This window comes from Streptomyces sp. NPDC054783 (assembly GCF_053611725.1).
In genome coordinates this window covers 1-22556 of sequence record NZ_JBSHAY010000067.1, presented here as the reverse complement: position 1 = coordinate 22556, position 22556 = coordinate 1, and the positions used below count along the sequence as shown (strand labels likewise).

The following is a 22556-nucleotide window of genomic DNA, read 5'->3' as shown; positions in this document are numbered from 1 at the left end:
GACCTCCAGATACTCCTCGCGGTCTGGACCGGCGCCTGCCCCACCTGTCACCGCAACATGCCAGAGCCGATACGAACCTGACCAAGCACTACTAGGGGCTGGGGGTCGGGGCTCCTCAGTCTGGGCCGTCTCTGGGCCGTCCGAGGGTGCCCGAGGCCACTCAACGACGACCGACAGCGACAGATGGGCCACCGCCGTCAGCAGCGAACCCCAGGTCACAGCCCCCCGCCCATACGGGTTAGCACCCAAGGGTGGACGTCAGGCAAGATGGGATGTTTCTTGTCTTATTCCACTTGCGTACCAGATCGACCGGTCAACTACGGTGCTCGGAACTGGCGCCGCGGAGCCACTCCTCGATGTCGCTTCTCTGCCAATAGAGGCGATACAGCAGCCGATGCGGTGACGGGAACGGTCGCTTCTTCGGCCCTCCACGCGCCAGCCAGCCGGTAATGGTCTTGGGATTGACGCGCACCAATGCCGCTGCACCAGCGGTGTCTACCCACACATCATCGGCGTCCAGTTCCGGCAACCCAAGCAGGCGGCCGGCCGGGACAGGCCGAGAGCCAGCCAGGGCCTCAAGGAGCGCCTGGTGCTGTGCAGTCAAGGTCACGCGGACTCCATCAGCTTCAGCCATCGCGCCATCATACAGTTTTAAGACTGCAACGCCGGGTGCTCTGCCCCGCCCTAGGTGATCTCCGGTTTTGCAACTGTCCGACTTATTCCGATACTTGGCGTTGATCGACACCAAGCTCAGAGAGGACAGAAGCCACCTGGTCGTCAGGGATTCGCTGAAGTAGTTGCCGCTTCAGCGCAAGCGTTTCACGCTTGTGCTTGTGGTCAAGGATGTCGCGGATGATGCACCGCAGCACCCATCCAACTCCAGGAATCGCTCCCAACGAAGCCAGGCCACCAAGGATTTGCACCTAGGGCTCCTGGGATATAGAGGCTGGCTAACTCGTTCCAGCCGTTTAAGTGTCACCACTCATCACGAGTGCATGAGAATGGGTCACAGAGAGACCCGAAATACATTCGGGCAACCAAAAAAGGCGGAGACTTCTTGCTGTCTCCGCCTTCTAAGTATTCGCGCACGCCAAGATGGCCTACACCTCAGGCCGCGTAGAGGTTCAGTCACATCGAACCGAGTCCGTGTCTGCAGACACGACAGCTGGAGACGACCTATGGAGCAGATGCCCGGCGGTCGCTCCAACCCGGCGAACTCATGTCGTTTCTTGGCTGGCCGAGGATGCGTGGCGCTTGCGCTGCTCAATCAGCGCCTGTACGTGGTAGTCAGCGAAGAGGTGGCCTTGTTGGTCCGTGAGGACCGGTACCAGCTTCCCTCGACGAACCCACTGCAACACGGTTAGGTGCTGCACACCACACCGACGAGCTACCTCGGCAGTGTTGATCAACTGTCGTGGACGAACGTTGAAGATCTCGTCGCTTGCCCTGGTGGTCATAGCCCTCCCAGACATGCAAAAACCCTCCGCATCCGCGAAGGGTGGTGATTTTAGGCGCACTTGTACTGCCTGCAGGCACTATGACAGGACGCCGCCGATGATCGCAACACCCACCCGCGCAGGACGGCATGATGGTGCAGACTGGTCCGTCTCTGAGCCGTGCGAGTCACCCGACGCCGACCACCAACGACAGAAGCCCACGCCATCTGAACTGGTCAGAGCCGTGGGCTTCGTCCGGTCCCGCCGTTCGGGGGGACCCGTGATCAGTAGACCGGCTTGTGCGGTTCGATCTGGTTGACCCAGCCGATGACGCCGCCGCCGACGTGGACGGCGTCGGCGAAGCCCGCGGACTTCAGGACGGCCAGGACTTCCGCACTGCGGACACCCGTCTTGCAGTGCAGGACGATCTTCCTGTCCTGCGGGAGGCCCTCCAGGGCAGTGCCCATGAGGAACTCGTTCTTCGGGATCAGCCTGGCGCCCGGGATGGAGACGATCTCGTACTCGTTCGGCTCGCGGACGTCGATGATCTCGATGTTCTCGCCGTCGTCGATCCACTCCTTGAGCTGCTTCGGAGTGATCGTGGAGTCGGCGGCCGCCGCCTGGGCCTCCTCGGACACGACGCCGCAGAAGGCCTCGTAGTCGATGAGCTCGGTGACGGTCGGGTTCTCGCCGCAGACCGCGCAGTTCGGGTCCTTGCGGACCTTGACCTGGCGGTACGTCATCTCCAGGGCGTCGTAGATCATCAGGCGGCCGACCAGCGGCTCGCCGATGCCCGCGAGGAGCTTGATGGCCTCGTTGACCTGGATGGAGCCGATGGACGCGCAGAGCACGCCCAGGACGCCGCCCTCGGCGCAGGAGGGGACCATGCCGGGGGGCGGGGGCTCCGGGTAGAGGCAGCGGTAGCAGGGGCCGTGCTCGGACCAGAAGACGGAGGCCTGGCCGTCGAAGCGGTAGATCGAACCCCACACGTACGGCTTGTTCAGCAGCACGCACGCGTCGTTGACCAGGTAGCGGGTCGCGAAGTTGTCGGTGCCGTCGACGATCAGGTCGTACTGGCTGAAGATGTCCATCACGTTGTCGGCCTCGAGCCGCTCCTCGTGAAGGATCACGTTCACGTACGGGTTGATGCCCTTGACGGTGTCACGGGCGGACTCGGCCTTGGAGCGGCCGATGTCGGACTGGCTGTGGATGATCTGGCGCTGCAGGTTCGACTCGTCGACCTCGTCGAACTCCACGATGCCGAGGGTGCCGACGCCCGCGGCGGCCAGGTACATCAGCGCCGGCGAGCCCAGGCCGCCGGCGCCCACACAGAGCACCTTGGCGTTCTTCAGCCGCTTCTGCCCGTCCATGCCCACGTCTGGGATGATCAGGTGGCGGGAGTACCTGCGGACCTCGTCTACGGTGAGCTCAGAGGCTGGCTCAACCAGGGGTGGCAGCGACACGGGGACTCCGTTGGTCGGTCAATCACTACAGTTGTTCTCCCCGTAACACTGCCACGGCCTTCTTCATTCCGAGACACCTGTTCCGATACGCGAGACGATTTCGTCCCAGTAGCCGGGCATGGTCTCCCAGGGGTCGGTGCGTCCGTCCCGGTCCGTGCGGTCGGTGAAGTAGATCGTCGCCGCCCCCTGCCAGCGGGCGATGCGCAGCGCCTCCTCCAGGTGGCCGCGGGGCACGCCGTGCACGAAGTGGCAGAAGCGGTCCGGCGGGTAGTCGGCGGTCCACTCGGCGACCTGCGACCAGCGGTAGTCGGACCAGGAGCCGGAGAAGGTCACCAGCTGATCGGCGTTCTCCGCGTACCCGGGGTGCGGATGGCTGCCGTGGCCGAGGACCACGTGGGCCGTGTCGCTGATCGTCCGGAGGGTGGTGACCGCGCGGCGGACCTCGGGGAGCGCGGTGCGGTCGATGGGGCAGCGGTCCAGCAGGAAGCCGTCGACCCGGTACCAGTCGAGGTGGCGGTGGGCGTCGGAGAGCAGGTCGGCGAACGCGCGGGTGCCGTGGGCGAGGTCCAGGTGGCCGAGGACCCGGACGCCCGCTCCCCGCAGCCGGCCCGCGGCCTCCAGGCAGTGCGGGTCCGGGCGGGTGCCGGGGCCAGTGGCCACGTTGAGGACCACCCAGTCCAGCGGGGTGCCCGGGCGGGCCAGCTCGGCCCACTGGGCGGGGGCGACGAGCGGGTGGGCGTAGCCGGGGACGCCGATGGCGGTGCGCAGGCCGGTGCTCGTGGCGCCTGCTGTGGTGCTGGTCAGATGCGGCATGCCGCCTCCATCCAGATGTCGGCCAGGGATTCTTCGAGGTTGATGCGGGGCCGCCAGCCGAGCCGGTCCCGCGCGGTGCGCACGTCGGCCTGCTGCCAGCTGCCGCAGCCGTCCGGGTACGGATACGCCACCGGGGCCGCGTGGTCGGAGTCGGCGCGGGGGTGGCCGATGGCGCTGCGCAGCGGGCCGGGCGGGGCGTCGAGTTCGTGCAGGGCGCCGCCGTATCCGGCCACGCGCGCGAGGACGGCGGCGGCGTCGCGGAGGCGGACGGCGCGGCCGGAGCCGATGTTGATGACGCCCTGCGCGGCGGAGAGCGAGGCGGCGTGCACGGCGCGCGCGACGTCGCGTACGTCGACGAAGTCGCGCTGCACGCCGAGGCCGCCGAGCTTGAGCTCGCCGTCGCCGGACTGCATGGCGCGCCGCATGGCCTCGGCCAGCCGGCCCAGCGGGGAGCCGGCCGGGGTGCCGGGGCCCGCCGGGGAGAAGACCCGCAGTACGACGGCGTCCAGTCCGGAGCCGAGGACCAGCTCGGTCGCGGCGAGCTTGCTCACCCCGTACGGGCCGCCGGGGCGCGGTACGGCGTCCTCGGCGGTGGAGGAGCCGGGCTGGCTCGGCCCGTACTCGGCGCTGCAGCCGATCTGCACCAGCCGGGCCCCGCAGCCGCTGCGGCGCAGGGCCTCGCAGACGGTGGCGACGGCCACGGTGTTGTGCCGGGTCAGCTCGCGGGCGCCGCCGCGGATGGCGCCGGCGCAGTTGATGACGACCCCCGGGTGGACCGCGTCGAGGAAGCGGGTGAGTGCGCCGGGGCTGCCGGTGGCGAGGTCGAAACGGACGTCGGCGTCGTCGCCGCGGCCGAGCGCGGTGAGCTGGACGGCCGGGTCGGCGAGCAGGCGGTCGGCGACGAAGCGGCCGATGTATCCGTTGGCTCCGATCAGCAGGACCCTCATCGGGCAGCTCCCGGGGTGCGGGCTCCGGCCTGACGGGCGGGGCTGAGGTGACCGGCAGGGCCGAAGTGACAAGCGTGGCCAATGTGACCGGCGAGGCCGACGTGACAGGCACGGCCCGGGTGACCGGCGGCGCCGAGGGGTGCCGTGGGCCAGGAAGGTGCGGCGGGTCCGCGCTCGCTCGCGGTGCCGGCGGATCCGGTCGTTTCCCGGACTCCGGCTCCGGCGGTCCCGGCGGATTGTGCGCCTGCGGCTGCGACTGCTGCGGACGCGCCGGCGGCTCCGGGGGCTCCGGACGCTCCGGGTCGGGAGGTGGTCATCTGGCTTTCTCCTTCAAAAGGCGTGGTGCGGTCGCCTCCGGCGGCGGTTCGGGCCGGCTGCGGAAGATTCAGTCGGGGGCTTCGGTGGGCGCGTGCGCCGAGGCCTGGGTGAGGGTGCGGCCGGCGTGGAACAGCAGGGCCAGCGCGGCCGTGCCGCAGGCGAGGGCGGGGACGGCGGCCTCGCCCCACGCGTCCAGGAGGGTTCGTACGGGGGCCGCCAGGACGGCACAGCCCGGCAGTCTCCCGGCCGGCGGCAGAGCGAGGGCCACGGCCTCCGTGGCCGCCGCCGCACCGAGCGCCACGGCCGGGGCATGCCGGTGGCCGTGCACGGTGAGCAGGCGGGCGAGCAGCAGCAGGGCGCCCAGGGCGAGGGTCTGCGGGTAGGCCACGGGCTCGTGCAGGACGGTGCCGCACACCAGCAGCAGAGCGGTGAGCGCGCCCAGGAACAGGGCGAACGTGCCGAACAGCAACGGCTTGGCGGCGGCTGTGAAGTCCTCCAGACCGCGGCTGCCGGCGAGCCTGCGACGGGCGCCCGCGCTCAGCAGGTGGGCGCACCAGGCCGCCGGGACACAGGCCAGGGTCAGGGCCACGGCTGGCGCGACGGCCGTGGGCCAGGGGCCGTCCGGGGCGCCGGTCGGCAGGGCGTCGGGGCCACCGGTCCCGACGGCGTGGAGAAGGCCGTCGCCGAGGAGGGCGTACCCGAGGAGCCACAGGGTCCACGCGCGCGTGCCGTACGCCGTGCGCCACGCGTGCGTGCCGGGCGGACTGGCGAGAGGGCCGCGGCGCAGTGCGGCGCGTGTGGCGAGGGCCACGGCAAGGATGCCGACGGCGGCGGCCAGCAGGCGGGGGTGTCCGTGGGTGAGGCGAAGTCCGGCCACGGTGGCTCCGCCGAGGGCGCCCGGCAGGAGGCTGAGCAGGACCCAGGCCGTGCGCACGCGTGGTACGGGCAGGGGTTCGGACTCGGCGCCCTGCTCGCCGCCCCGCGGCACGCGCGCGTACAACTCCTCGGCGAGCGAGAAGACATCCCGGTGCCGGAAGCGGGCGGCGGTCCGGTCGGTGACGCCGTGCGCCTCCAGCCCGGCGGCGATCTCCAACGGGTCCACGGCACGCTCGCACAGCTCACGGTGCCGGTGCAGCAGGGCTTTCACGGGGTCGGCGGCACCACGCCGGGGCGCGGCGACGCGCCGCTTGCCCGACTCCCCGTTGCCCGGGCGGGAGTTGTCCGACGCCGTTCGTGTGACGGCGCCCGTGGCGAGTGGTCCGGGAGGGCCCGGCCGCCCGTCCGGCTCGGCGGCGCCAGCGGGGCCTCGCGCATCGGAGAGGGAGGCGGACGGCGCCGACGAGGTCACGCCGGACAGGGCTTCCGCGCGGCCCCGCTCTGCCTCGAACCACTCCCCCGAGTCCCAGGGCTCAGCCGTGCTGGGCATCCCGGGTCCGTCCAGCCCGCCCAGCACACCCGCCGTCCGACCGCCGTCATCACAAGCCCGCGGCACAGCAGCCGACCCCGAGCCCTCGGCCCGCTCCGGCGCGCCGGTACCCAGCACGCCCTCCCCGCCCGGCACGCCCGGCTCGCCCGTCACCCTGGCAAGCGAATCCGGGACTCCCGCCTCTCCAGACGCAGCACTGCGCCGCGCGCCCGGCGCTCCCAGCCCGTCCGGCGCCTCCGGCACCCCGGCGGCCGAATCCGCGTGGCCCGACCCGCCCGGCGCCCCTGGCACCCCGGCGGCCGAATCCACGCGGCCCAGTCCTCCCGGCACCCCCGTGCCCAGCGGGCCGAGGGCTCGTGGTGTGTCCCGGTCGCTCAACTCGTCCACCGCCCCGGTGCGGTCTGCGCCCGTGCGGTCGTCCCGTGTGTCCATCACGCCCCCTCCGCGGCGGCCAGTCGTGTCGCGCGTACCGGTGAGCCCGTGGCCCAGCCGGGCTCGGTCCGGGGCAGGAAGCGGGCCGTGGGGCCGGTCCATCGGCCGGGGACGTGGGACTCGGCGGGGGTGGCGAACGGCAGGGGATCGCCGGCCTCGTCGAGGACGACCCGGCGGACCGGGCAGTGCGAAACGATCTGCAGGTAAATGCCGTGGAACGCCGCGATGTTCTGCTCGACGGTGAACAGTTCGAGCGCTCGGGCGCGCGCGGCGGCGCCGAGGCGCGCACGGCGCTCGTGGTCGCGCAGCAGCGCCACGCACGCCTCGGCGAGCGCCCGCGGATTACGCGGAGGGACGACGAGTCCCGTGCCCCCGATGACCTCCACCACCGCACCGACGTCGGTGGACACCGTGGCCCGGCCGCAGAACATGGCCTCGATCAGGCCGACCGGGAAGCCCTCGACGACGCTGGACAGCACGACGACCGCGCCGGCTGCGTACGCCTCGGGCAGCGTGGGGGCTTCCGGGCCGCCGATCTCCTCGAAGGAGACCGGGTTGTCGCCGACGGCGTGCACGCCCTCCGCCTCGTCGGGGAACAGCTGTGCGGCCAGCGCCCGGCAGTGGCCGAGGTAGGCCGCACCCTCGGGTCCCGACGGTGCGCCGACGATCCTGAGGCGTGCCTTGGGCTCCTCCTTGCGGACCTCGGCGAAGGCGTGCAGCAGCGAGATCAGGTCCTTGACGGGTTCGACACGCCCGACCCAGACCAGGGTGCCGGGGTCGGCGCGGTCCGGGGCCTCGCCGACCTCCGCGAAGCGGGTGGCGTCCATGCCCGGGTAGACCGTGCGGATCCGGGCCCGGTCGGCGCCGCACCGTTCCTGCCAGCGGCGGGCGTGGGCGTTGCCGGGGGTGAGGACCTCGGCGCGCCGGTAGACCTCGGCGGCGAGCCGACCGTGAAATGCGGCGAGGAGCGCGCGTACGGCGGGGGCGGCGGTGTCGGGGCCCAGGGCCAGGTAGTGGGAGCGGAGCGGTACGCCGTACTCGGTGACGAGCAGCGGTACGTCGGCGAAGTGCCGGGCGAGCAGCCCGGGGAGGGCTGCGGAGCCGCCGGCGGCGGCGTGGCAGAGATCGGCTGCGCCGAGGCCGTCGTCGCCGTACCAGTCGAGGGAGAGGGGGCGCAGGGCGCGTTCGAGGTGTGCGGTGACGGTGAGGAGATCGGGTACGCGCGCCTCGCGCGCCGTGCGCAGCGCGCCGGGGGCGCGACAGGCGCGTTCGAGGGTGCGTACGGCGGCGTCCGAGCGCAGGGCGCCGACCAGTCCGCCTTCCTCGCGGGCGAGTTCGGCGAGTCCGTACAGCGCGCTGCCGAAACGGTCCGCCAGATCGGTGGACGCCTCCTCGGACGCGGCCGCGGTCCCGTCGCACAACGCCCCGACGAGTTCGCCGTAACACTCGGTGAAGCGCCGGCGCGTGCGCCGTCCGTAGGCGACCCCGTCGTCCTCAGCCGTCCACAGCGGTGCCGTACGCACCCGGCTGACCTGCGGCGGGAGCGCGACCCAGCCGTCGTCCTCCTGACGCCGGCTGCGGCTGAGCGCGTAGATGTCGAACTCGTGCTGGTCGAGCCCGCGCACGAGCCGGTCGCACCAGAGTCCGGCGTCACCGCTCACATACGGGTAGCCACCTTCCGTAAGCAGTCCGATGCGCACGTGTGCACCCCCGATCTCCTGTCCGGTGAGCCGCCGTTGCCCCGGCGGCTCGCAGCGGGACGAACGTAAGCGGACAAGGCGGTGGCGCGACGGACGGTTGTCCATCGCGCCACCAAAAGGGGTGAACGGTCGTAACTTTCGCGTGCGGGTCGCGTTCCGCCGCGCTAGGGCTTCACGCGGCGATCAACCGTGCACGAAACGTTACGCCAAGGCGGGTTCGCCGCGCGCCGCGCGCCGCTGTGCCGCCAGCTCCGGGTCCAGCGCCGGTACGGCGGCCAGGAGCTGCCTGGTGTACGGCTCGCGTGGGCTGTCGTACACCTCGTCGGCCGGCCCGGACTCGACGACCCGGCCCCGGCGCATCACCGCGACCCGGTCGCTGACCTGCCGTACGACGGCGAGGTCGTGGGCGATGAAGACGAGCGCGAGGCCGAGTTCCCGCTGGAGTTCGCCGAGCAGCTCGACCACCTGTGCCTGTGTGGTGACGTCGAGCGCGGAGACCGGCTCGTCGCAGACGATGACGCGCGGGTCGGCGGCGAGCGCCCGGGCGATGCCGATGCGCTGGCGCTGGCCGCCGCTGAACTCGTGCGGGTAGCGGTCGTAGTGCGCCTTTTCGAGCCCCACGCGCTCCAGCAACTCCGTCACGCGCCCCCGGATGCGCTCCTCGTCGTGGTCTCCGCGCGCGCGGAGCGGGTCGGCGATGGACTCGCCCACGCTGCGACGCGGGTTGAGGGAGGAGACGGGATCCTGGAAGACCATCTGGACGGCCCGGTTCACACCGGTGTGCGGGGCGCCCGCGTAGCGGATCGCGCCGGCGGTCGGCTCCAGCAGCCCGACCAGCATGCGGCCGAGCGTGGTCTTGCCGCTGCCGCTCTCGCCGACCACGCCGAGCGTCTCGCCGCGGCGGACGGTCAGCGAGACGTCGTCCACGGCCGCGAACGCCCGCCGGCCGCGCCCGAACTCGCGCCGCAGCCCGGTGGCCTCCAGCGCCACCTCGTCGGAGGCCGGGGAGGTGGTGCGGCGGGTGTCCACGCGCGGGACGGCGTCGAGGAGTTCCCGGGTGTACGCCTCGGCGGGCGCCGCGAGGACGGCGCCGACCGGGCCGTGCTCGACGACCCTGCCGTGCCGCATGACGAGGACGTCGTCCACGCTCTCGGCGGCGACGCCCACGTCATGGGTGACGAGCAGCAGGCCCATGCCGGTCTCCTCGCGCAGCGCGTGCAGCAGATCGAGGATCTGGGCCTGGACGGTGACGTCGAGGGCGGTGGTCGGCTCGTCGGCGATCAGCAGGTCCGGCTCGCAGGCGAGCGCCATGGCGATGAGGGCCCGCTGGCGCATGCCGCCGCTGAACTCGTGCGGGCGGGACCGGGACCGCCGTGCCGCGTCCGGAATTCCAACCCGCTCCAGCACCTCCACGGCACGCGCGCGTGCGGTGCGGCGCGACACGCGCGTGTGCACACGGTGGACCTCGGCGATCTGGTCGCCGATCGCGTAGTAGGGGTCCAGCGAGGAAAGCGGATCCTGGAAGACCACGGCGGCCTTGGCGCCGCGCAGCCGCCGCAACTCCTCGTCCGGGGCCGCCTGTACGTCCGTGCCGGCGACGCGCACCGAGCCGGTGACCCGGGCCCCGGTGCCGCGGTGCAGGCCCAGCAGGGCGCCCGCGACCGTGGACTTGCCGGAGCCGGACTCGCCGACCAGGGCCAGCGCGGCGCCCTTCGCCAGGCTGAAGGAGAGTCCGTCCACGGCCCGCAGCGGGCCGAACTCGACGGTCAGGTCCGTGACTTCCACCAGGTTCACTGGAGTACCACCCGTCGGTCGGCCACCGCGTACAGGACGTCCGCGACGGCGTTGGCGAGGACCACGAAGAAGCCGATGACCAGGACCATGCCGACGACGACCGGCAGGTCGACGACGTTCACCGCGTGCACCAGCTCCTGGCCGATGCCGGGAAGCCCGAAGAGGGTCTCGGTGAGGACGGCACCGCCGACGGCCGAGCCGACGTTGTTGGCGTTCAGCGCGATCACGGGCGCGAGGGCGCCGCGCAGGGCGTGCCGGCCGACGATGGAACGCTCCGCGACGCCGTACGCCCGGAAGGTGCGGATGTGGTCCTCGGCGAGGGTCTCCAGCATGGCGGCACGGGTGAGGCGGGCGAAGGCCGCCGCCTCGATCAGGGCGAGCGAGAGCCAGGGCAGCAGCAGATTCCACGCCCACTGCTCGGGATCGTCCGAGAAGTTCACGTACTGCGGGAAGGGCAGCAACTGCAGTTCGCCGCAGACGACGATCATCAGCACCAGGCCGATGACGAAGACGGGTGTCGCCGTGCCCGCGAGGGTGATCGCGGTCAGCACGCGCTCGGAGATCCGGCCGCGTCGCCACGCGGACAGCACACCGGTGCCGACGCCGAGGAGGAGCCACAGCACCATGGCGCCGAGGACCAGCGACAGGCTGACCGGCAGCTTGGTCAGGACGATGTCCAGGACCTGCTGGTCGGTCTGGTACGACTGCCCGAGGCAGGGCGCGGAGCAGTGCTCGACCGCGGTGCCCGTGGAGAAGTCCTGGCCGGCGAACAGGCCCTGCAGGAAGTGCCAGTAGCGCAGGTAGAGAGGGTCGCCCAGCTTCAGCTGCGCGGCGACCTGGTGCACCTGTTCCGGTGAGCAGCGCGGGCCGCAGGTGATCTGGGCGACGTTGCCGGGGGTGGCGTAGAAGACGACGTAGACGATCACCGAGATGGCGAGCAGGGTGACCACCACGCCCAGGGCGCGGCGCAGCAGGAATCCGCCGAGGCCGCTCATGCGGCTGCCTCCTTGGCGCTCTTGTCGCTCTTGGCGCCGTCGGTGCCCTTGGCGCCGTTGCGGCGGCCGGTGCCGACCAGCAGGCGGGAGGCGGCGCGCGGGTCGAGGGCGGTGCGCACGCCGTCGCCGAGGACGGTGAGGGCGAGGACGGTGACGAACAGGGCGCCGGCCGGCAGCAGCAGGTACTGGGGTGCGGCCTGGTACCAGACGTCCGCGGCGGTCAGCATCTGTCCCCAGGACGGTGTGGGCGGCTTCACGCCGACGCCTAGGAAGGACAGCGCCGCCTCGACGGAGATGTTCGTGGGCACCAGCAGGGCGGCGTAGGTGATGACGGGTGCGGCGAGTCCGGGCAGCAGTTCGCGGCGGGCGACCCGCCAGGCGCCCCAGCCGCTCAGCCGGGCCGCGGAGACGTGGTCGAGCCCCTTCAGGGAGAGGGTCTGGGCCCGCACGATCTTCGCGATGTTGCCCCAGGCGATCAGGCCGATGACCAGGGTGACCAGGACCGGCCGCGGAAAACTGGAGGGCACGATGGCCAACAGTGCCAACGACATGATCATGAGCGGCATCGAGACGATGACGTCCGTGGCTCGGCTCAACAGTTGATCAACCCATCGGTTGCCGAGCGCGGAGCCGACACCGACCGCGACCCCGATGGCGACCTGCACCACCGTGGCCGCGAGCGCGACGCCCAGCGACACCCGCGCCCCGTACGCCAGGCGGGCGAACAGGTCGCGGCCGGTCTGCGGTTCGACGCCCAGCCAGTGGTCGGCGCCGATGCCGCCGAGGGAGCCGATGGGCACACCCCCGCGCGCGGAGTCGATCAGGGACGGGTGGTACGTGGTGGGGTCCTGGCCCTCCAGGGCGGTGAGCAGCGGCGCGGCGAGCGCGACCAGGACGAGCAGCGCGACGACGGCCGCGGCGACCAGGGCGGCGCGCTGCGCGCGCAGCCGCCGCCAGAACTGACGGGCCCCCGAGGCCGCCGGGACGGAACCGTCCGTCCCGGCGGCCTCGACGGCGACGAGTGCCTCGCTCACGGCGCTACTTCACCGCGGCCTGGGAGATGTCCAGCACGCCGGTCCAGTCGCTGATGACGATGTTCCTGACGTCCTTGCCGTACAGACGCTTGTAGACCGGGTGGAACAGCGGCACGACGAGGGCCTGCTCACCGATCTTCTTGTCCAGTGCACCCCACCGCTGGGCGGCCGCGTCAAGGTCGGTCAACTTGTTGATCGCGTCAATCTCGTCATTGACCGACTTGTCGTTGAGCAGGCCCGTGTTGAAGTTCGCGCCGTCCTTGACGATCTGCCGGCCGTCGAAGATCGGGGCCAGGAAGGGACCGCCGGAGGGCCAGTCGGCACCCCAGTGCGCGAGGAAGAAACCGGGCTCGGTCTTCACGCTGTGGATCTTGTCCCGGTAGTCGTTGTCCTCCAGGCCCTGCAGCCTGACCGTGATGCCGGCCTTCTTGAGCGCGTCCTGGACGGCGGTCGCGATCTCCGGGCTGGTCTCGAAGTCCTTGGCGTTGGAGTGGGTCAGCGTCACGGTGAGACCGCTCTTGTAACCGGCCTGGGCGAGCAGTTCCCTGGCCTTGGCCGGGTTGCCGGACGCGCCGGCCGGGAACGGGTCGTACGGCGTGTGGCCGAAGGACTTCTGGTTGGGCAGGAAGGTGGTGGCGGACTCGGCCAGCGCGCTGCCGCCGGCCGCGTTGACCACCGAGGACCGGTCGACCGCGTAGGCGATCGCCTGCCGCACCTTCGGGTTGTCGAACGGCTTCACGGTCGGGTTGAACGCGATGTAGTTCGTGTAGCCGAAGTGGCCGGTGCCCACGCGCGCGGCCAGTTCCTTGTCGCCGCTGACCTTGGCGAGCTCGGCCGGGCCGAGGTTGGTGTCCGTGGTGACCGCGGCCGCGTCCGGACCCTGAGACGCGGACAGCCGCTGGTTGATCACCGAGGAGTCGAGGCCGGAGCGGACGTCGATGGTGTCCGGGTAGGCCTTGCGCTGGTCGTCGACGGCCGCCGACCAGTACGTGTTGCGCTCCAGGACCAGGTGCTCGCCGTCATTCTCGTTCTTGACGACCTTGTAGGGGCCGGACGAGATCGGGTGCTCCTCGTACTTGGTGCCGTTGTCCTTGCTCCTGGGCACCGGGGTGAACTGCGTCTGCGTGGCGAGGAACGGGAACTCGCCCTCGGGCTTGTCGAGGTGGAAGACGATGGTCCGCGCATCCGGCGTCTCGATCGCCGAGAGCCCCTTCTTGTCCTTGTAGGGCCCCTGATAGTCGGCCGCGCCGACCAGCCAGTCCCGCAAGTAGGGGGCGCCGCCGGAGAGTTCGGGGGCGAAGGAACGCTCGATGCCGTACTTGACGTCGGCCGAGGTGATCGGGGTCCCGTCCTCGTACTTGAGGCCCTTCTTCAGGGTGTACGTCCACACGGTCGCGTTCTTGTCGGGGCGCCCGGTGTCGGTGGCGAGGTCGGGGACGACCTCGGCGCCGGCCGCGCCGTTCTCGCGGTTGCGCGTGGTGAGGGTGCGGAAGACCAGTGAAGGGACGTTTCCGCCGCCGGAGGTGTAGAGGCGGGCGGGGTCGAAGTCGGTCTGCGGCTGGGAGTTCAGCACCGTGAGGGTGCCGCCCTTGTGGGGCGTGGAGTCGCCACCGGAGCCCTTGACATCGTTGTCCTCCGGGCCGCAGGCGGCGGCTGCCGCTGCCACGACCAGGCTGACGGATGCCGCTGCCACGCGGCGCGCTATGACGGACGGTTGACGCATCGGAATGACGACCTCTCGGATACTGAGACTGACGGACAAGGGGTGAGACGATTACGGGCAGACGTCAGCCCCGGCGTCGGGTCGTCGAAAATCCGTGACTCACTCACGGACGCAGAAAGAGGAAAAGGGTCGCGACGCGAACGCCAGGGAGGCGGCGTCAGCGACAGTCGATGTCGGCCACGCAGAGTGCGGCCACGCCGATGAGCGTCAGCTCGATGGCTGCGCTCTCACGGACGGCACGACTGGACCACATGCGCAGAAATATGAACGAACTTGCGGCTCATGTCAATGTGACATGAGCGATGCCTGTCAACTCCTGGGATAGGGCCAGGGGTTGGGCAGGCAGTGGATTCCGTCGTGGTCGAGGAACTTGGTCTGCTGCTGCATGACGGGGGCGAGTTCGCCGTCCTTCTGGCACGTCACATGGCCGTGGCCGAGCCGGTGACCGACCTCGTGATTGATCAACATCTGCCGGTAGGCGTACATCTTGTCCCCGTATGTCTTACTGCCCTGGGCCCACCTGTATGCATTGATCATCACTCGTTCGGTGGCAGCGGAGTCGCAGGAGACGTTGTCCTCCGTGGTGTCGAGCCCGGACTTGGCGCACCACTTGGCGGTCGTACCGGGGCTCGCCAGCGTGATCACGAAGTCGGGCTTGCCGGAGGAGATCCGCTCGAAGGTACGGGCGCCGCCATGGGCCCAACTGCGGTCGTCGTTCAGGGTCTTCTGCACGGCCTCGGCGAACAGTTCGCCGTCCAGGCCGAGGCCCTGCTCGACGTCCACGCGGTAGGTGTACTTCTGCCCGGTGCCGGGTGCCTTGGCGAAACCGGGCACGGCGGCGAACGTCCCCGAGCCCTTCAGCGTGGCGCTGAGCGGGTACTTCAGGTCCATCTTCTGCTCGTACGACAGCGTGACCGTGCCGGGCGGGGCGGACGGGGCCTCACCGCCGGGGGTGCGCGCGTCCCGGGCCTGGTCGGTGGCGGAGTTCGACCCTGCGCCGCCGTCGTGGTGCGACCCGGTCACCTGGCCCGCGACGACCACCGCGAGCACGGTGGTGACGGCGGCGGCCGCGATTCCGGTGAAGGCCCGCCCCTTGCCGCCGGTGCGCTGCGCGGGCAGGCCGGCGGGAGGCTCCGCGGGCGGGCCGGCCGGGGACGCGTCGGCGGCGTCCGCCTCCGGTGCGTCGGCCGGGTCTTCCTCGGCGGGGCGAGGCGACCCCGTGCGGGGCGTGAAGACGTCGATGTCCTCGTCGAGGCCGACACCGCCGCCGCGCCCGCCGGCGAAGGCGTCGAGGTATTCCTGCCGGGGCCCGGAACCGGCCCCCGGCCCGCCCGGCCGCGGCCGCGGCCGCGGAATCACCACACCGGGACCGGCCGCCCCCGGGAACTGCCCCCAGCCACCGCCGGCTTCCCGCTGCTCGGGGTGCCCACCACGGGTGGGGGCGCCCTCACGGAGACGGGGGACACCGTGTGCGGGGGTGCCGTCGGGGAGACGCGGGACACCGTGTGCGGGAGTGCCGTCCGGAAGCCTCGGGACGCCGTGCGCCGGAGTCCCCTCCCCGAAGCGCGGCACGCCCTGAGCGGGCGTGCCCTCGGGAAACCTCGGAACACCCTGCGCAGGCGTGCCGTCGGGCAAACGAGGCACACCCCGCACCGGAGTCCCCTCGCCGAAACGCGGCGCGCCGCCCTGCGGGAACGCGGGTGCTTCTTGCGGGCCGCGCGGCGGGTACCCGGCCGCACCGGCACCGGTGCCGGCCCCGTCCGTCGGCGCCTGTCGCGGGCCGGGCAGCAGCGGCTGCCCGGCCGGGGTGCCGCCCTTGCGCCTGGCGGCGGGTATGTCCGCGGAGTCGTCCTTCGGAGACGGGCCGCGGCGGCTGTGGCGTCCCACGCCGGCCTCAGCTCCCCGTGTCCGAGTCGGAGTGGGCGTCCCCGGTCTCCGCGAGGAGTTCCCGGAAGGCCGTGGCCACCACGTCCGGATACTCCATCATCGCCACGTGCCCGGCGTCCGGCAGGGTCAGCAGGCGCGAGTCGCGGAAGGCGCGGGCGGCCCGGCGGGCCATGCGGAAGCCGACCAGCTGGTCGCGGCCGCCGTAGATCAGCAGGGTCGGCGCGAGCACGCGCTCGGCCTGGCGCCACAGCCCGTGCTGTCCGCCGAGCGTGTAGGCGTTGACGATGCCACGCGCGGAGCGGGCCATCGCGTCCCAGAAGTACGGGAGCTGCAGGCGCCGCTCCAGTTCCTCCACGGCGTGCTGGAACGCCTCGGGCGAAACCCGTCCGGGGTCGCCGTAGCAGAGCGCCAGGACGCCGTGCACCCGCTGCTCGGCCGTCCACTCCCTGGTGAACCGGGTGAACAGGGCGGCGACACCGGGCACGCCGAGCAGTGCGGTCGGCGCCGCCGTGCGCTGGATGCGCAGCTCCGGCAGGGCCGGCGACACGAGCGTGAGCGTACGGACGAGGTCTGGTCGTACGGCGGCCACGCGCGTGGTGACCGCGCCGCCGAGCGAGTTGCCGAACAGGTGGACCGGGCCGCGGCCGGCCGCGTCGAGATAGCGGATCACCGCGCGCGCGTGCCCGGTGACGGAGTAGTTCCCGTCGTCCGGGGGCGGGGAGTCACCGAAGCCCGGAAGGTCGACCGCCTCGCCGTCCACGACGCAGTCCAGCTCGGCCATCAGCGCCGACCAGTTCTGCGAGGATCCGCCGAGCCCGTGGACGTACAGCGCGGGCGGCAGGCCCTCGCGCGCGGGAGGGCGGGACCGGATCGACAGAGTGACTCCGGGCAGCCCCACGCACCGCAGCCGCTCGCCCTCGCCGACCCGGACGGGCGCCACTCTCGGAAGCACACTGGCGGCCGGCACGGACGGCGACTCGGTCGAAGACATGCGGCAATGTTACGAGGTGATCACGTCGTGGTTCATGTGTTCGCCGTCACAGCCGCCGCAGCCGTCACAGGGTGATCCCGCACAGAGTGAACCGCGGGGCCCGGGTTGACCGGAACCGACGGGTGAACCGGAACCGACGTTTGCGACGGAACCGACGGGTGAACCCGAACGGGACCGGTCCGCTGCGAACGGGCGAGACGGCATGGCGTCCGGTTCTGCCGTCTCATAGGCTCGTACAGAGGGCACCCGCATGTGGTCCCTGCTGATTACCAGGGACGTTCGTAGGAAGGGAGCCCACCATGGCCCATGACCCCACCGAACCCGACACGATCGAGGACCTGGAGGCCGACACGGTTCCGGAGATCGACGTCGAAGCCCCCGAGGTGGACGCCGCCGAGCAGCACACCGATGTCAAGCCGGACCGTGACGACCCCCTGACGGGCGTGAACCGGGACGCCGCGAACGAGGCCGATCTGGTCGAACAGGCGCGTGTGGTTTCGCTCGACGAGGACGACTACCGCTGACCTCGCCGGACTCCCGCGGCTGCACGAGGAGCCGGCTGCGGCTTTCGTCGCCGTCCGGTACGTGAAATTCTGCGCTCGCACCGCGCACAGCACGGTTACCGAAAAGTACGATGGCCGCGCGGCCGACACCGCGATTTGGACGACTTTGGGAGGCGGCGTGACAGCCATCGAGCAAACTGAGGCAGCACGCCCGCGTGGCACTCGCCTGCCGCGCCGAGCCCGACGGAACCAGCTGCTGGGCGCCGCCCAGGAGGTTTTCGTCGCGCAGGGGTACCACGCGGCGGCGATGGACGACATCGCCGAGCGGGCCGGCGTGAGCAAGCCGGTGCTCTACCAGCACTTTCCAGGCAAGCTCGACCTCTACCTCGCCCTGCTGGACCAGCACTGCGAGTCACTGATCCAGTCCGTGCGCAACGCGCTGGCGTCGACGACCGACAACAAGCAGCGCGTCCGGGCGACCATGGACGCCTATTTCGCCTACGTCGAGGACGACGGCGGCGCCTTCCGGCTGGTCTTCGAGTCGGACCTGACGAACGAACCCGCGGTCCGCGAACGAGTCGACAAGGTCACCAACGACTGCGCCGAGGCGATCTGCGACGTCATCGCCGAGGACACGGGCCTGTCGCGCGCGGAGTCGATGCTGCTCGCCTCCGGCCTCGGCGGTCTCGCCCAGGTGGTGGCCCGCTCCTGGCTGCACAGCGACCGCAGCGTGCCGCGCGACCAGGCGGTGCAGTTGCTGACCTCACTGGCCTGGCGGGGCATCGCGGGCTTCCCGCTGCACGGCACCGAACACCACTGACGGCCGTTTGTTCCCACCCGCTGTTCGCTGACGGCGTTCCGTCCCGCAGCGTGCCGCTCCCCTCACCGGACTAATGTGTGCTGCGTACGGCGCGGAAGATCGCGCACATCACTGGCCGTCGGAGGGACATAGCCGTGGAGGTCAAGATCGGCGTGCAGTACGCGCCCCGCGAGATCGTTCTGGAGAGCGGTCAGAGCGTCGAGGAGGTCGAGCGCCTGGTGTCCGATGCGCTGTCCGGCAAGACGCAGCTGCTGACCCTTCAGGACGAGAAGGGGCGCAAGGTCCTGGTGCCGACGGACCGCCTGGCGTACGTGGAGATCGGTGAGCCGACCGTGCGCAAGGTGGGGTTCGGCGCGCTGTAGGCCGACGTCGTGAGAAGGGCCCGGCGGCCGTGTGCCGCCGGGCCCTTCCGCATGGTGCTGGGTCCGCGCCCTTCCGCATGGCCCGGGCACACAGTCGGAGCACAACTCCTCCACAGCGGAGGATTGCACTCCGCAGGTCACGGGTATGACGGGCTACGACCGTTCAAGGCAGACCGGCCATGGGAGGGACCCCGACATGATCCTGGAAGCACTCGCGTCCGCAGTGCTCGGTCTGGCCCTCGCCTTGATCGCGGCGTACCGCCTGCCCCACCGCCTGCCGGCCCGCCCGCTGGTCCTCTCGACGGGCGTCGCCGGCGCCCTCTTCGGTGACTTCGTCACCCACACCGCCCTCGGCCCCGGCGGCGCCTGGCTGAGCCTCCTGGGCGCCGCGATCATCTCGGCGGCGTCCCTGTCGCTCCTTCTGCGCCCGGCAGGCAGACTGCGCCGACGATCCCTGACGGCGTAGCCGTCAAGGGGGCGCGGGGCTGCGTTCGACATGCGGCTCCGCCGCGGGGCGCGAGCAACAGCACCACACCCGCAGCCGCGCACGTGCGCGCGACCACCCCCGACGGAGCCCACCGGCTCTCAGGCCGCGAGGCCCAGTGCAGCCATCCGCTTGGTGTGCGCCTCGGTGATCCGCGAGAACATCCTCCCGACCTCCGCGAGGTCGAACCCGTCGGCAACCCCGCCCACGAGCATCGTGGACAGCGCGTCCCGGTCGGCGACGACCCGCTGGGACTGCGACAGCGCCTCACCCATCAGCCGCCGCGCCCACAGCGCGAGCCGGCCGCCCACGCGCGGATCGGCGTCGATGGCGGCCCGCACCTTCTCCACCGCGAACCCGGCGTGCCCGGTGTCGTCGAGGACGGCGAGGACGAGCTCGCGCGTGTCCGAGTCCAGGCGGGCGGCGACCTCCCGGTAGAAGTCGCTCGCGATCGAGTCGCCGACGTACGCCTTCACCAGGCCCTCCAGCCAGTCCGAGGGCGCGGTCTGCCTGTGGAAGCCGTCGAGCGCGGCGACGAACGGGTCCATGGCGGCCGTCGGCTCCTCGCCGATCTCGGTCAGCCGGTCCCGCAGCCGCTCGAAGTGGTGGAACTCGGCCGAGGCCATCTTCGCCAGCTCCGCCTTGTCCGCGAGGGTCGGCGCGAGCTTCGCGTCCTCCGCGAGGCGCTCGAACGCCGCCAGCTCCCCGTACGCGAGCGCGCCGAGCAGGTCCACGACGGCAGCGCGGTACTGCGGGTCGGCGGAGGCCTGCGCCCAGTCCTGGGCGGCGACACCGGTGGGCTCGGCGGAGGCGGCGGACGCGTTCTCAGGCTTGTCAGAGCTAGTCATGAGGCGCACAATAGCCCGCTTGCGTGACGCCGTAGGGCCCCGGCCGATCAGTGTGACCACCATGACGTGACCAAATCGGCCATCGCATGTGCGCGAATCCGGGGTATGGTGGTAATGCGCCTGCCAGAGTGCGTCGACGGTGTTCGACGTCTCCGAACAGGGCGCACGCATGAGGATGCCCGGTCGGTGGCCCGATCGGCTCCGACCCGACAGCCCTCCCTGGCCGTACGGCGCAGTACGTACGACGACCGGAGGGACACCCTCAGCGGTACGAGCGCTAGAGCGTCGGCAGAGGTCCCGTGTCTTACGGCTTGCCCTGAGTGGTTCGCCCGTACGGCAGCCGACGTCCCCGGCACGGTCGCACATGACCCCCGCGCTCGCCTCGCGCCGCGCACACAGAAGAGGCATGACCCTGACTACCACGTTTCGAGACCTGGGAATCCTTCCCGAGACCGCCGAGGCCCTGGAGGCCGTCGGCATCATCACTCCCTTCCCCATCCAGGAGATGACGCTTCCCGTCGCCCTTTCCGGCACGGACGTCATCGGCCAGGCGAAGACCGGCACCGGCAAGACGCTGGGCTTCGGTCTTCCGCTCCTCGAGCGCGTCACCGTTCCCGCCGACGTCGAGGCCGGACGCGCCGCCCCCGAGGCCCTCACCGACGCCCCGCAGGCGCTCGTCGTCGTGCCCACGCGCGAGCTGTGCACCCAGGTCACCAACGACCTGCTGACGGCCGGCAAGGTCCGCAACGTGCGCGTGGTCGCGATCTACGGCGGCCGGGCCTACGAGCCCCAGGTGGAGGCCCTGAAGAAGGGCGTCGACGTGGTCGTCGGCACCCCGGGCCGGCTGCTCGACCTCGCGGGCCAGAAGAAGCTGAACCTGAAGCACGTCAAGTGCCTGGTCCTCGACGAGGCCGACGAGATGCTCGACCTGGGCTTCCTGCCCGACGTCGAGAAGATCATCGACATGCTGCCGGTCAAGCGCCAGACCATGCTGTTCTCGGCGACCATGCCGGGCGCGGTCATCGGTCTCGCGCGCCGCTACATGTCCCGGCCCACGCACATCCGCGCCACCGCGCCGGACGACGAGGGCGCGACGGTCGCGAACATCAAGCAGTTCGTCTACCGCGCACACAACATGGACAAGCCGGAGATGGTCGCCCGCATCCTGCAGGCCGAGGGCCGCGGACTGGCGATGATCTTCTGCCGTACGAAGCGTACGGCGGCGGACATCGCCGAGCAGCTCCAGCGCCGCGGCTTCGCCTCCGGCGCCGTCCACGGCGATCTCGGGCAGGGCGCCCGCGAGCAGGCGCTGCGCGCCTTCCGCAACGGCAAGGTGGACGTCCTGGTCTGCACCGACGTCGCCGCCCGCGGCATCGACGTCGAGGGCGTGACCCACGTCATCAACTACCAGTCCCCCGAGGACGAGAAGACCTACCTGCACCGGGTCGGCCGTACGGGCCGCGCGGGCGCCAAGGGTACGGCGATCACGTTCGTCGACTGGGACGACATCCCGCGCTGGCAGCTGATCAACAAGGCGCTGGAGCTCGACTTCAACGACCCGGTGGAGACGTACTCCTCGTCCCCGCACCTGTTCTCCGACCTCGGCATCCCCGAGGGCACCAAGGGCACCCTGCCGCGCTCGGAGCGGACCCGTGCCGGTCTGGACGCGGAGGAGCTGGAGGACCTCGGCGAGACCGGCGGGCGTGGCGCGCGCGGCCGCGGCCGTGGTGGCCGGGGCGAGCGTGACGGCCGTCCCGAGTCCGGCGCCGCCGAGCGCGAGCGTACGGCGCGCCGTCGCCGCCGCACCCGTGGCGGAGCACCGGTCGACGGCGCCACGGCCACCGGGACCACCGCGGTGCCGGCCTCCGAGCCGGGCGCCGCTGAGGCCACCGGCGTGGCGGAGTCCGGCGCTCCCCGTACCCTGCGCCGCCGTCGCCGTACGCGCGGCGGGGCGCCGGCGCAGCCGGTGACGGCCACCGAGGCCGCCGTCGAGTCGGTGGACACCGCGGAGGGCCCGGCTCAGCTGGAGGCCCCGGAGGTTCCGGAGGCTGTCGAGAAGCCGCGCCGCCGCCGCACCCGCAAGTCGGCGGAGCCGGCCGCGACCGAGACGACGCCCGAGGCCACAGCACCTGAGGCGGAGGCGGCGTCTGTCGCCGCCGAGCCGCAGGCCGAAGCCGCGCCCGTGGAGGCCAAGCCGCGCCGCCGTACGCGCAAGACGGCCGAGCCGGCCGCCGAAACGGCCGTGGACACGGCCGAGGGCACGGAGACCAAGCCCCGCCGCACCCGCAAGACGGCCGCCGCCGTCACCGAGGCGACACCGGCGGACACGGAGGCGGAGCCCAAGCCGCGCCGCACCCGCAAGACGGCCGCCACCGCACCGGAGACGACCGAGGCACCCGAGGCCGAGGCCAAGCCCCGCCGCACGCGCAAGAAGGCCGCCGCCGCACCGGAGGCCGAAACGGCCGTGGACACGGCCGAGGGCACCGAGACCAAGCCCCGCCGCACCCGCAAGACGGCCGCCGCCGTCACCGAGGCGACACCGGCGGACACGGAGGCGGAGCCCAAGCCGCGCCGCACCCG

General features: G+C 71.6%; 19 protein-coding genes. 5 read left to right on the top strand and 14 right to left on the bottom strand.

The features are described from left to right. Positions 1–313: 313 nt before the first annotated feature. The 13 genes from ACWGJ5_RS45325 to ACWGJ5_RS45265 all read right to left on the bottom strand — a co-directional run bounded on the left by ACWGJ5_RS45325 (position 314) and on the right by ACWGJ5_RS45265 (position 16959). A complete protein-coding gene (locus ACWGJ5_RS45325; RefSeq protein WP_453315440.1) occupies positions 314–634 on the bottom strand; it encodes a helix-turn-helix transcriptional regulator in 321 nt (106 codons plus the stop codon). A 1086-nt stretch (positions 635–1720) separates the two neighbouring features. Beyond that, positions 1721–2899 (bottom strand): adenylyltransferase/sulfurtransferase MoeZ, encoded by a 1179-nt coding sequence (gene moeZ, locus ACWGJ5_RS45320; protein ID WP_228623373.1) that lies wholly within the window; start codon positions 2897–2899, stop codon positions 1721–1723. Between the two features lie 63 nt (positions 2900–2962). Next, the gene (locus tag ACWGJ5_RS45315; RefSeq protein WP_453315439.1) at positions 2963–3712 is read right to left on the bottom strand and encodes a spherulation-specific family 4 protein; all 750 of its coding nucleotides are present in this window, start codon (positions 3710–3712) and stop codon (positions 2963–2965) included. After that, positions 3700–4659, bottom strand: a complete 960-nt coding sequence (locus ACWGJ5_RS45310; protein WP_453315438.1) for an NAD-dependent epimerase/dehydratase family protein — start codon at positions 4657–4659, stop codon at positions 3700–3702. Before ACWGJ5_RS45310 ends, ACWGJ5_RS45315 begins: the two co-directional genes overlap by 13 nt. A gap of 385 nt (positions 4660–5044) precedes the next feature. Next, positions 5045–6403, bottom strand: a complete 1359-nt coding sequence (locus tag ACWGJ5_RS45305; protein ID WP_453315441.1) for a hypothetical protein — start codon at positions 6401–6403, stop codon at positions 5045–5047. A gap of 431 nt (positions 6404–6834) precedes the next feature. Next, complete coding sequence (locus ACWGJ5_RS45300) at positions 6835–8535, bottom strand: DUF3492 domain-containing protein (RefSeq protein ID WP_453315437.1); 1701 nt, start codon at positions 8533–8535, stop codon at positions 6835–6837. 201 nt (positions 8536–8736) lie between these two features. After that, on the bottom strand, positions 8737–10329 hold the full coding sequence (locus ACWGJ5_RS45295) for a dipeptide ABC transporter ATP-binding protein (protein WP_453315436.1): 1593 nt from the start codon (positions 10327–10329) through the stop codon (positions 8737–8739). Then, positions 10326–11324 (bottom strand): ABC transporter permease, encoded by a 999-nt coding sequence (locus ACWGJ5_RS45290; protein WP_453315435.1) that lies wholly within the window; start codon positions 11322–11324, stop codon positions 10326–10328. The genes ACWGJ5_RS45295 and ACWGJ5_RS45290 overlap by 4 nt, the downstream gene beginning before the upstream one ends. Next, positions 11321–12358 (bottom strand): ABC transporter permease, encoded by a 1038-nt coding sequence (locus tag ACWGJ5_RS45285; RefSeq protein WP_453315434.1) that lies wholly within the window; start codon positions 12356–12358, stop codon positions 11321–11323. Before ACWGJ5_RS45285 ends, ACWGJ5_RS45290 begins: the two co-directional genes overlap by 4 nt. Before the next feature lie 4 nt (positions 12359–12362). Further along, entirely contained in the window at positions 12363–14081 is a 1719-nt protein-coding gene (locus ACWGJ5_RS45280; RefSeq protein WP_453315433.1) for an ABC transporter substrate-binding protein, read from the bottom strand. Positions 14082–14238: 157 nt separating this feature from the next. After that, positions 14239–14334 carry an Ms4533A family Cys-rich leader peptide gene (locus tag ACWGJ5_RS45275; protein WP_453315432.1) on the bottom strand — a complete coding sequence of 32 codons (96 nt, stop codon included), beginning with the start codon at positions 14332–14334 and terminating at the stop codon, positions 14239–14241. 56 nt (positions 14335–14390) lie between these two features. Further along, positions 14391–15968: a DUF3152 domain-containing protein gene (locus ACWGJ5_RS45270; protein WP_453315431.1), complete on the bottom strand. Its 1578-nt coding sequence runs from the start codon at positions 15966–15968 to the stop codon at positions 14391–14393. Positions 15969–15975: 7 nt separating this feature from the next. Beyond that, a complete protein-coding gene (locus ACWGJ5_RS45265) occupies positions 15976–16959 on the bottom strand; it encodes an alpha/beta fold hydrolase (protein ID WP_453315430.1) in 984 nt (327 codons plus the stop codon). A gap of 299 nt (positions 16960–17258) precedes the next feature. On the opposite strand from ACWGJ5_RS45265, the gene ACWGJ5_RS45260 reads away from it, so the two are divergent. From ACWGJ5_RS45260 to ACWGJ5_RS45245, 4 genes are all read left to right on the top strand, one after another. Continuing rightward, the gene (locus ACWGJ5_RS45260) at positions 17259–17483 is read left to right on the top strand and encodes a hypothetical protein (protein ID WP_453315429.1); all 225 of its coding nucleotides are present in this window, start codon (positions 17259–17261) and stop codon (positions 17481–17483) included. A gap of 157 nt (positions 17484–17640) precedes the next feature. Continuing rightward, positions 17641–18282: a TetR/AcrR family transcriptional regulator gene (locus ACWGJ5_RS45255; RefSeq protein ID WP_132853227.1), complete on the top strand. Its 642-nt coding sequence runs from the start codon at positions 17641–17643 to the stop codon at positions 18280–18282. A gap of 134 nt (positions 18283–18416) precedes the next feature. Further along, entirely contained in the window at positions 18417–18644 is a 228-nt protein-coding gene (locus ACWGJ5_RS45250) for a DUF3107 domain-containing protein (RefSeq protein ID WP_228623365.1), read from the top strand. A 196-nt stretch (positions 18645–18840) separates the two neighbouring features. Beyond that, positions 18841–19110: a hypothetical protein gene (locus tag ACWGJ5_RS45245; RefSeq protein WP_228623364.1), complete on the top strand. Its 270-nt coding sequence runs from the start codon at positions 18841–18843 to the stop codon at positions 19108–19110. A gap of 119 nt (positions 19111–19229) precedes the next feature. Here the strand turns inward: ACWGJ5_RS45245 and ACWGJ5_RS45240 are convergent, their stop codons facing one another. Next, positions 19230–19976: a ferritin-like fold-containing protein gene (locus ACWGJ5_RS45240; RefSeq protein WP_453315428.1), complete on the bottom strand. Its 747-nt coding sequence runs from the start codon at positions 19974–19976 to the stop codon at positions 19230–19232. A gap of 406 nt (positions 19977–20382) precedes the next feature. Between ACWGJ5_RS45240 and ACWGJ5_RS45235 the strand changes: the two genes are divergently transcribed. Next, positions 20383–22556, top strand: a 2174-nt coding sequence (locus ACWGJ5_RS45235; protein ID WP_453315427.1) for a DEAD/DEAH box helicase, incomplete at its 3' end; no start/stop codon positions are given.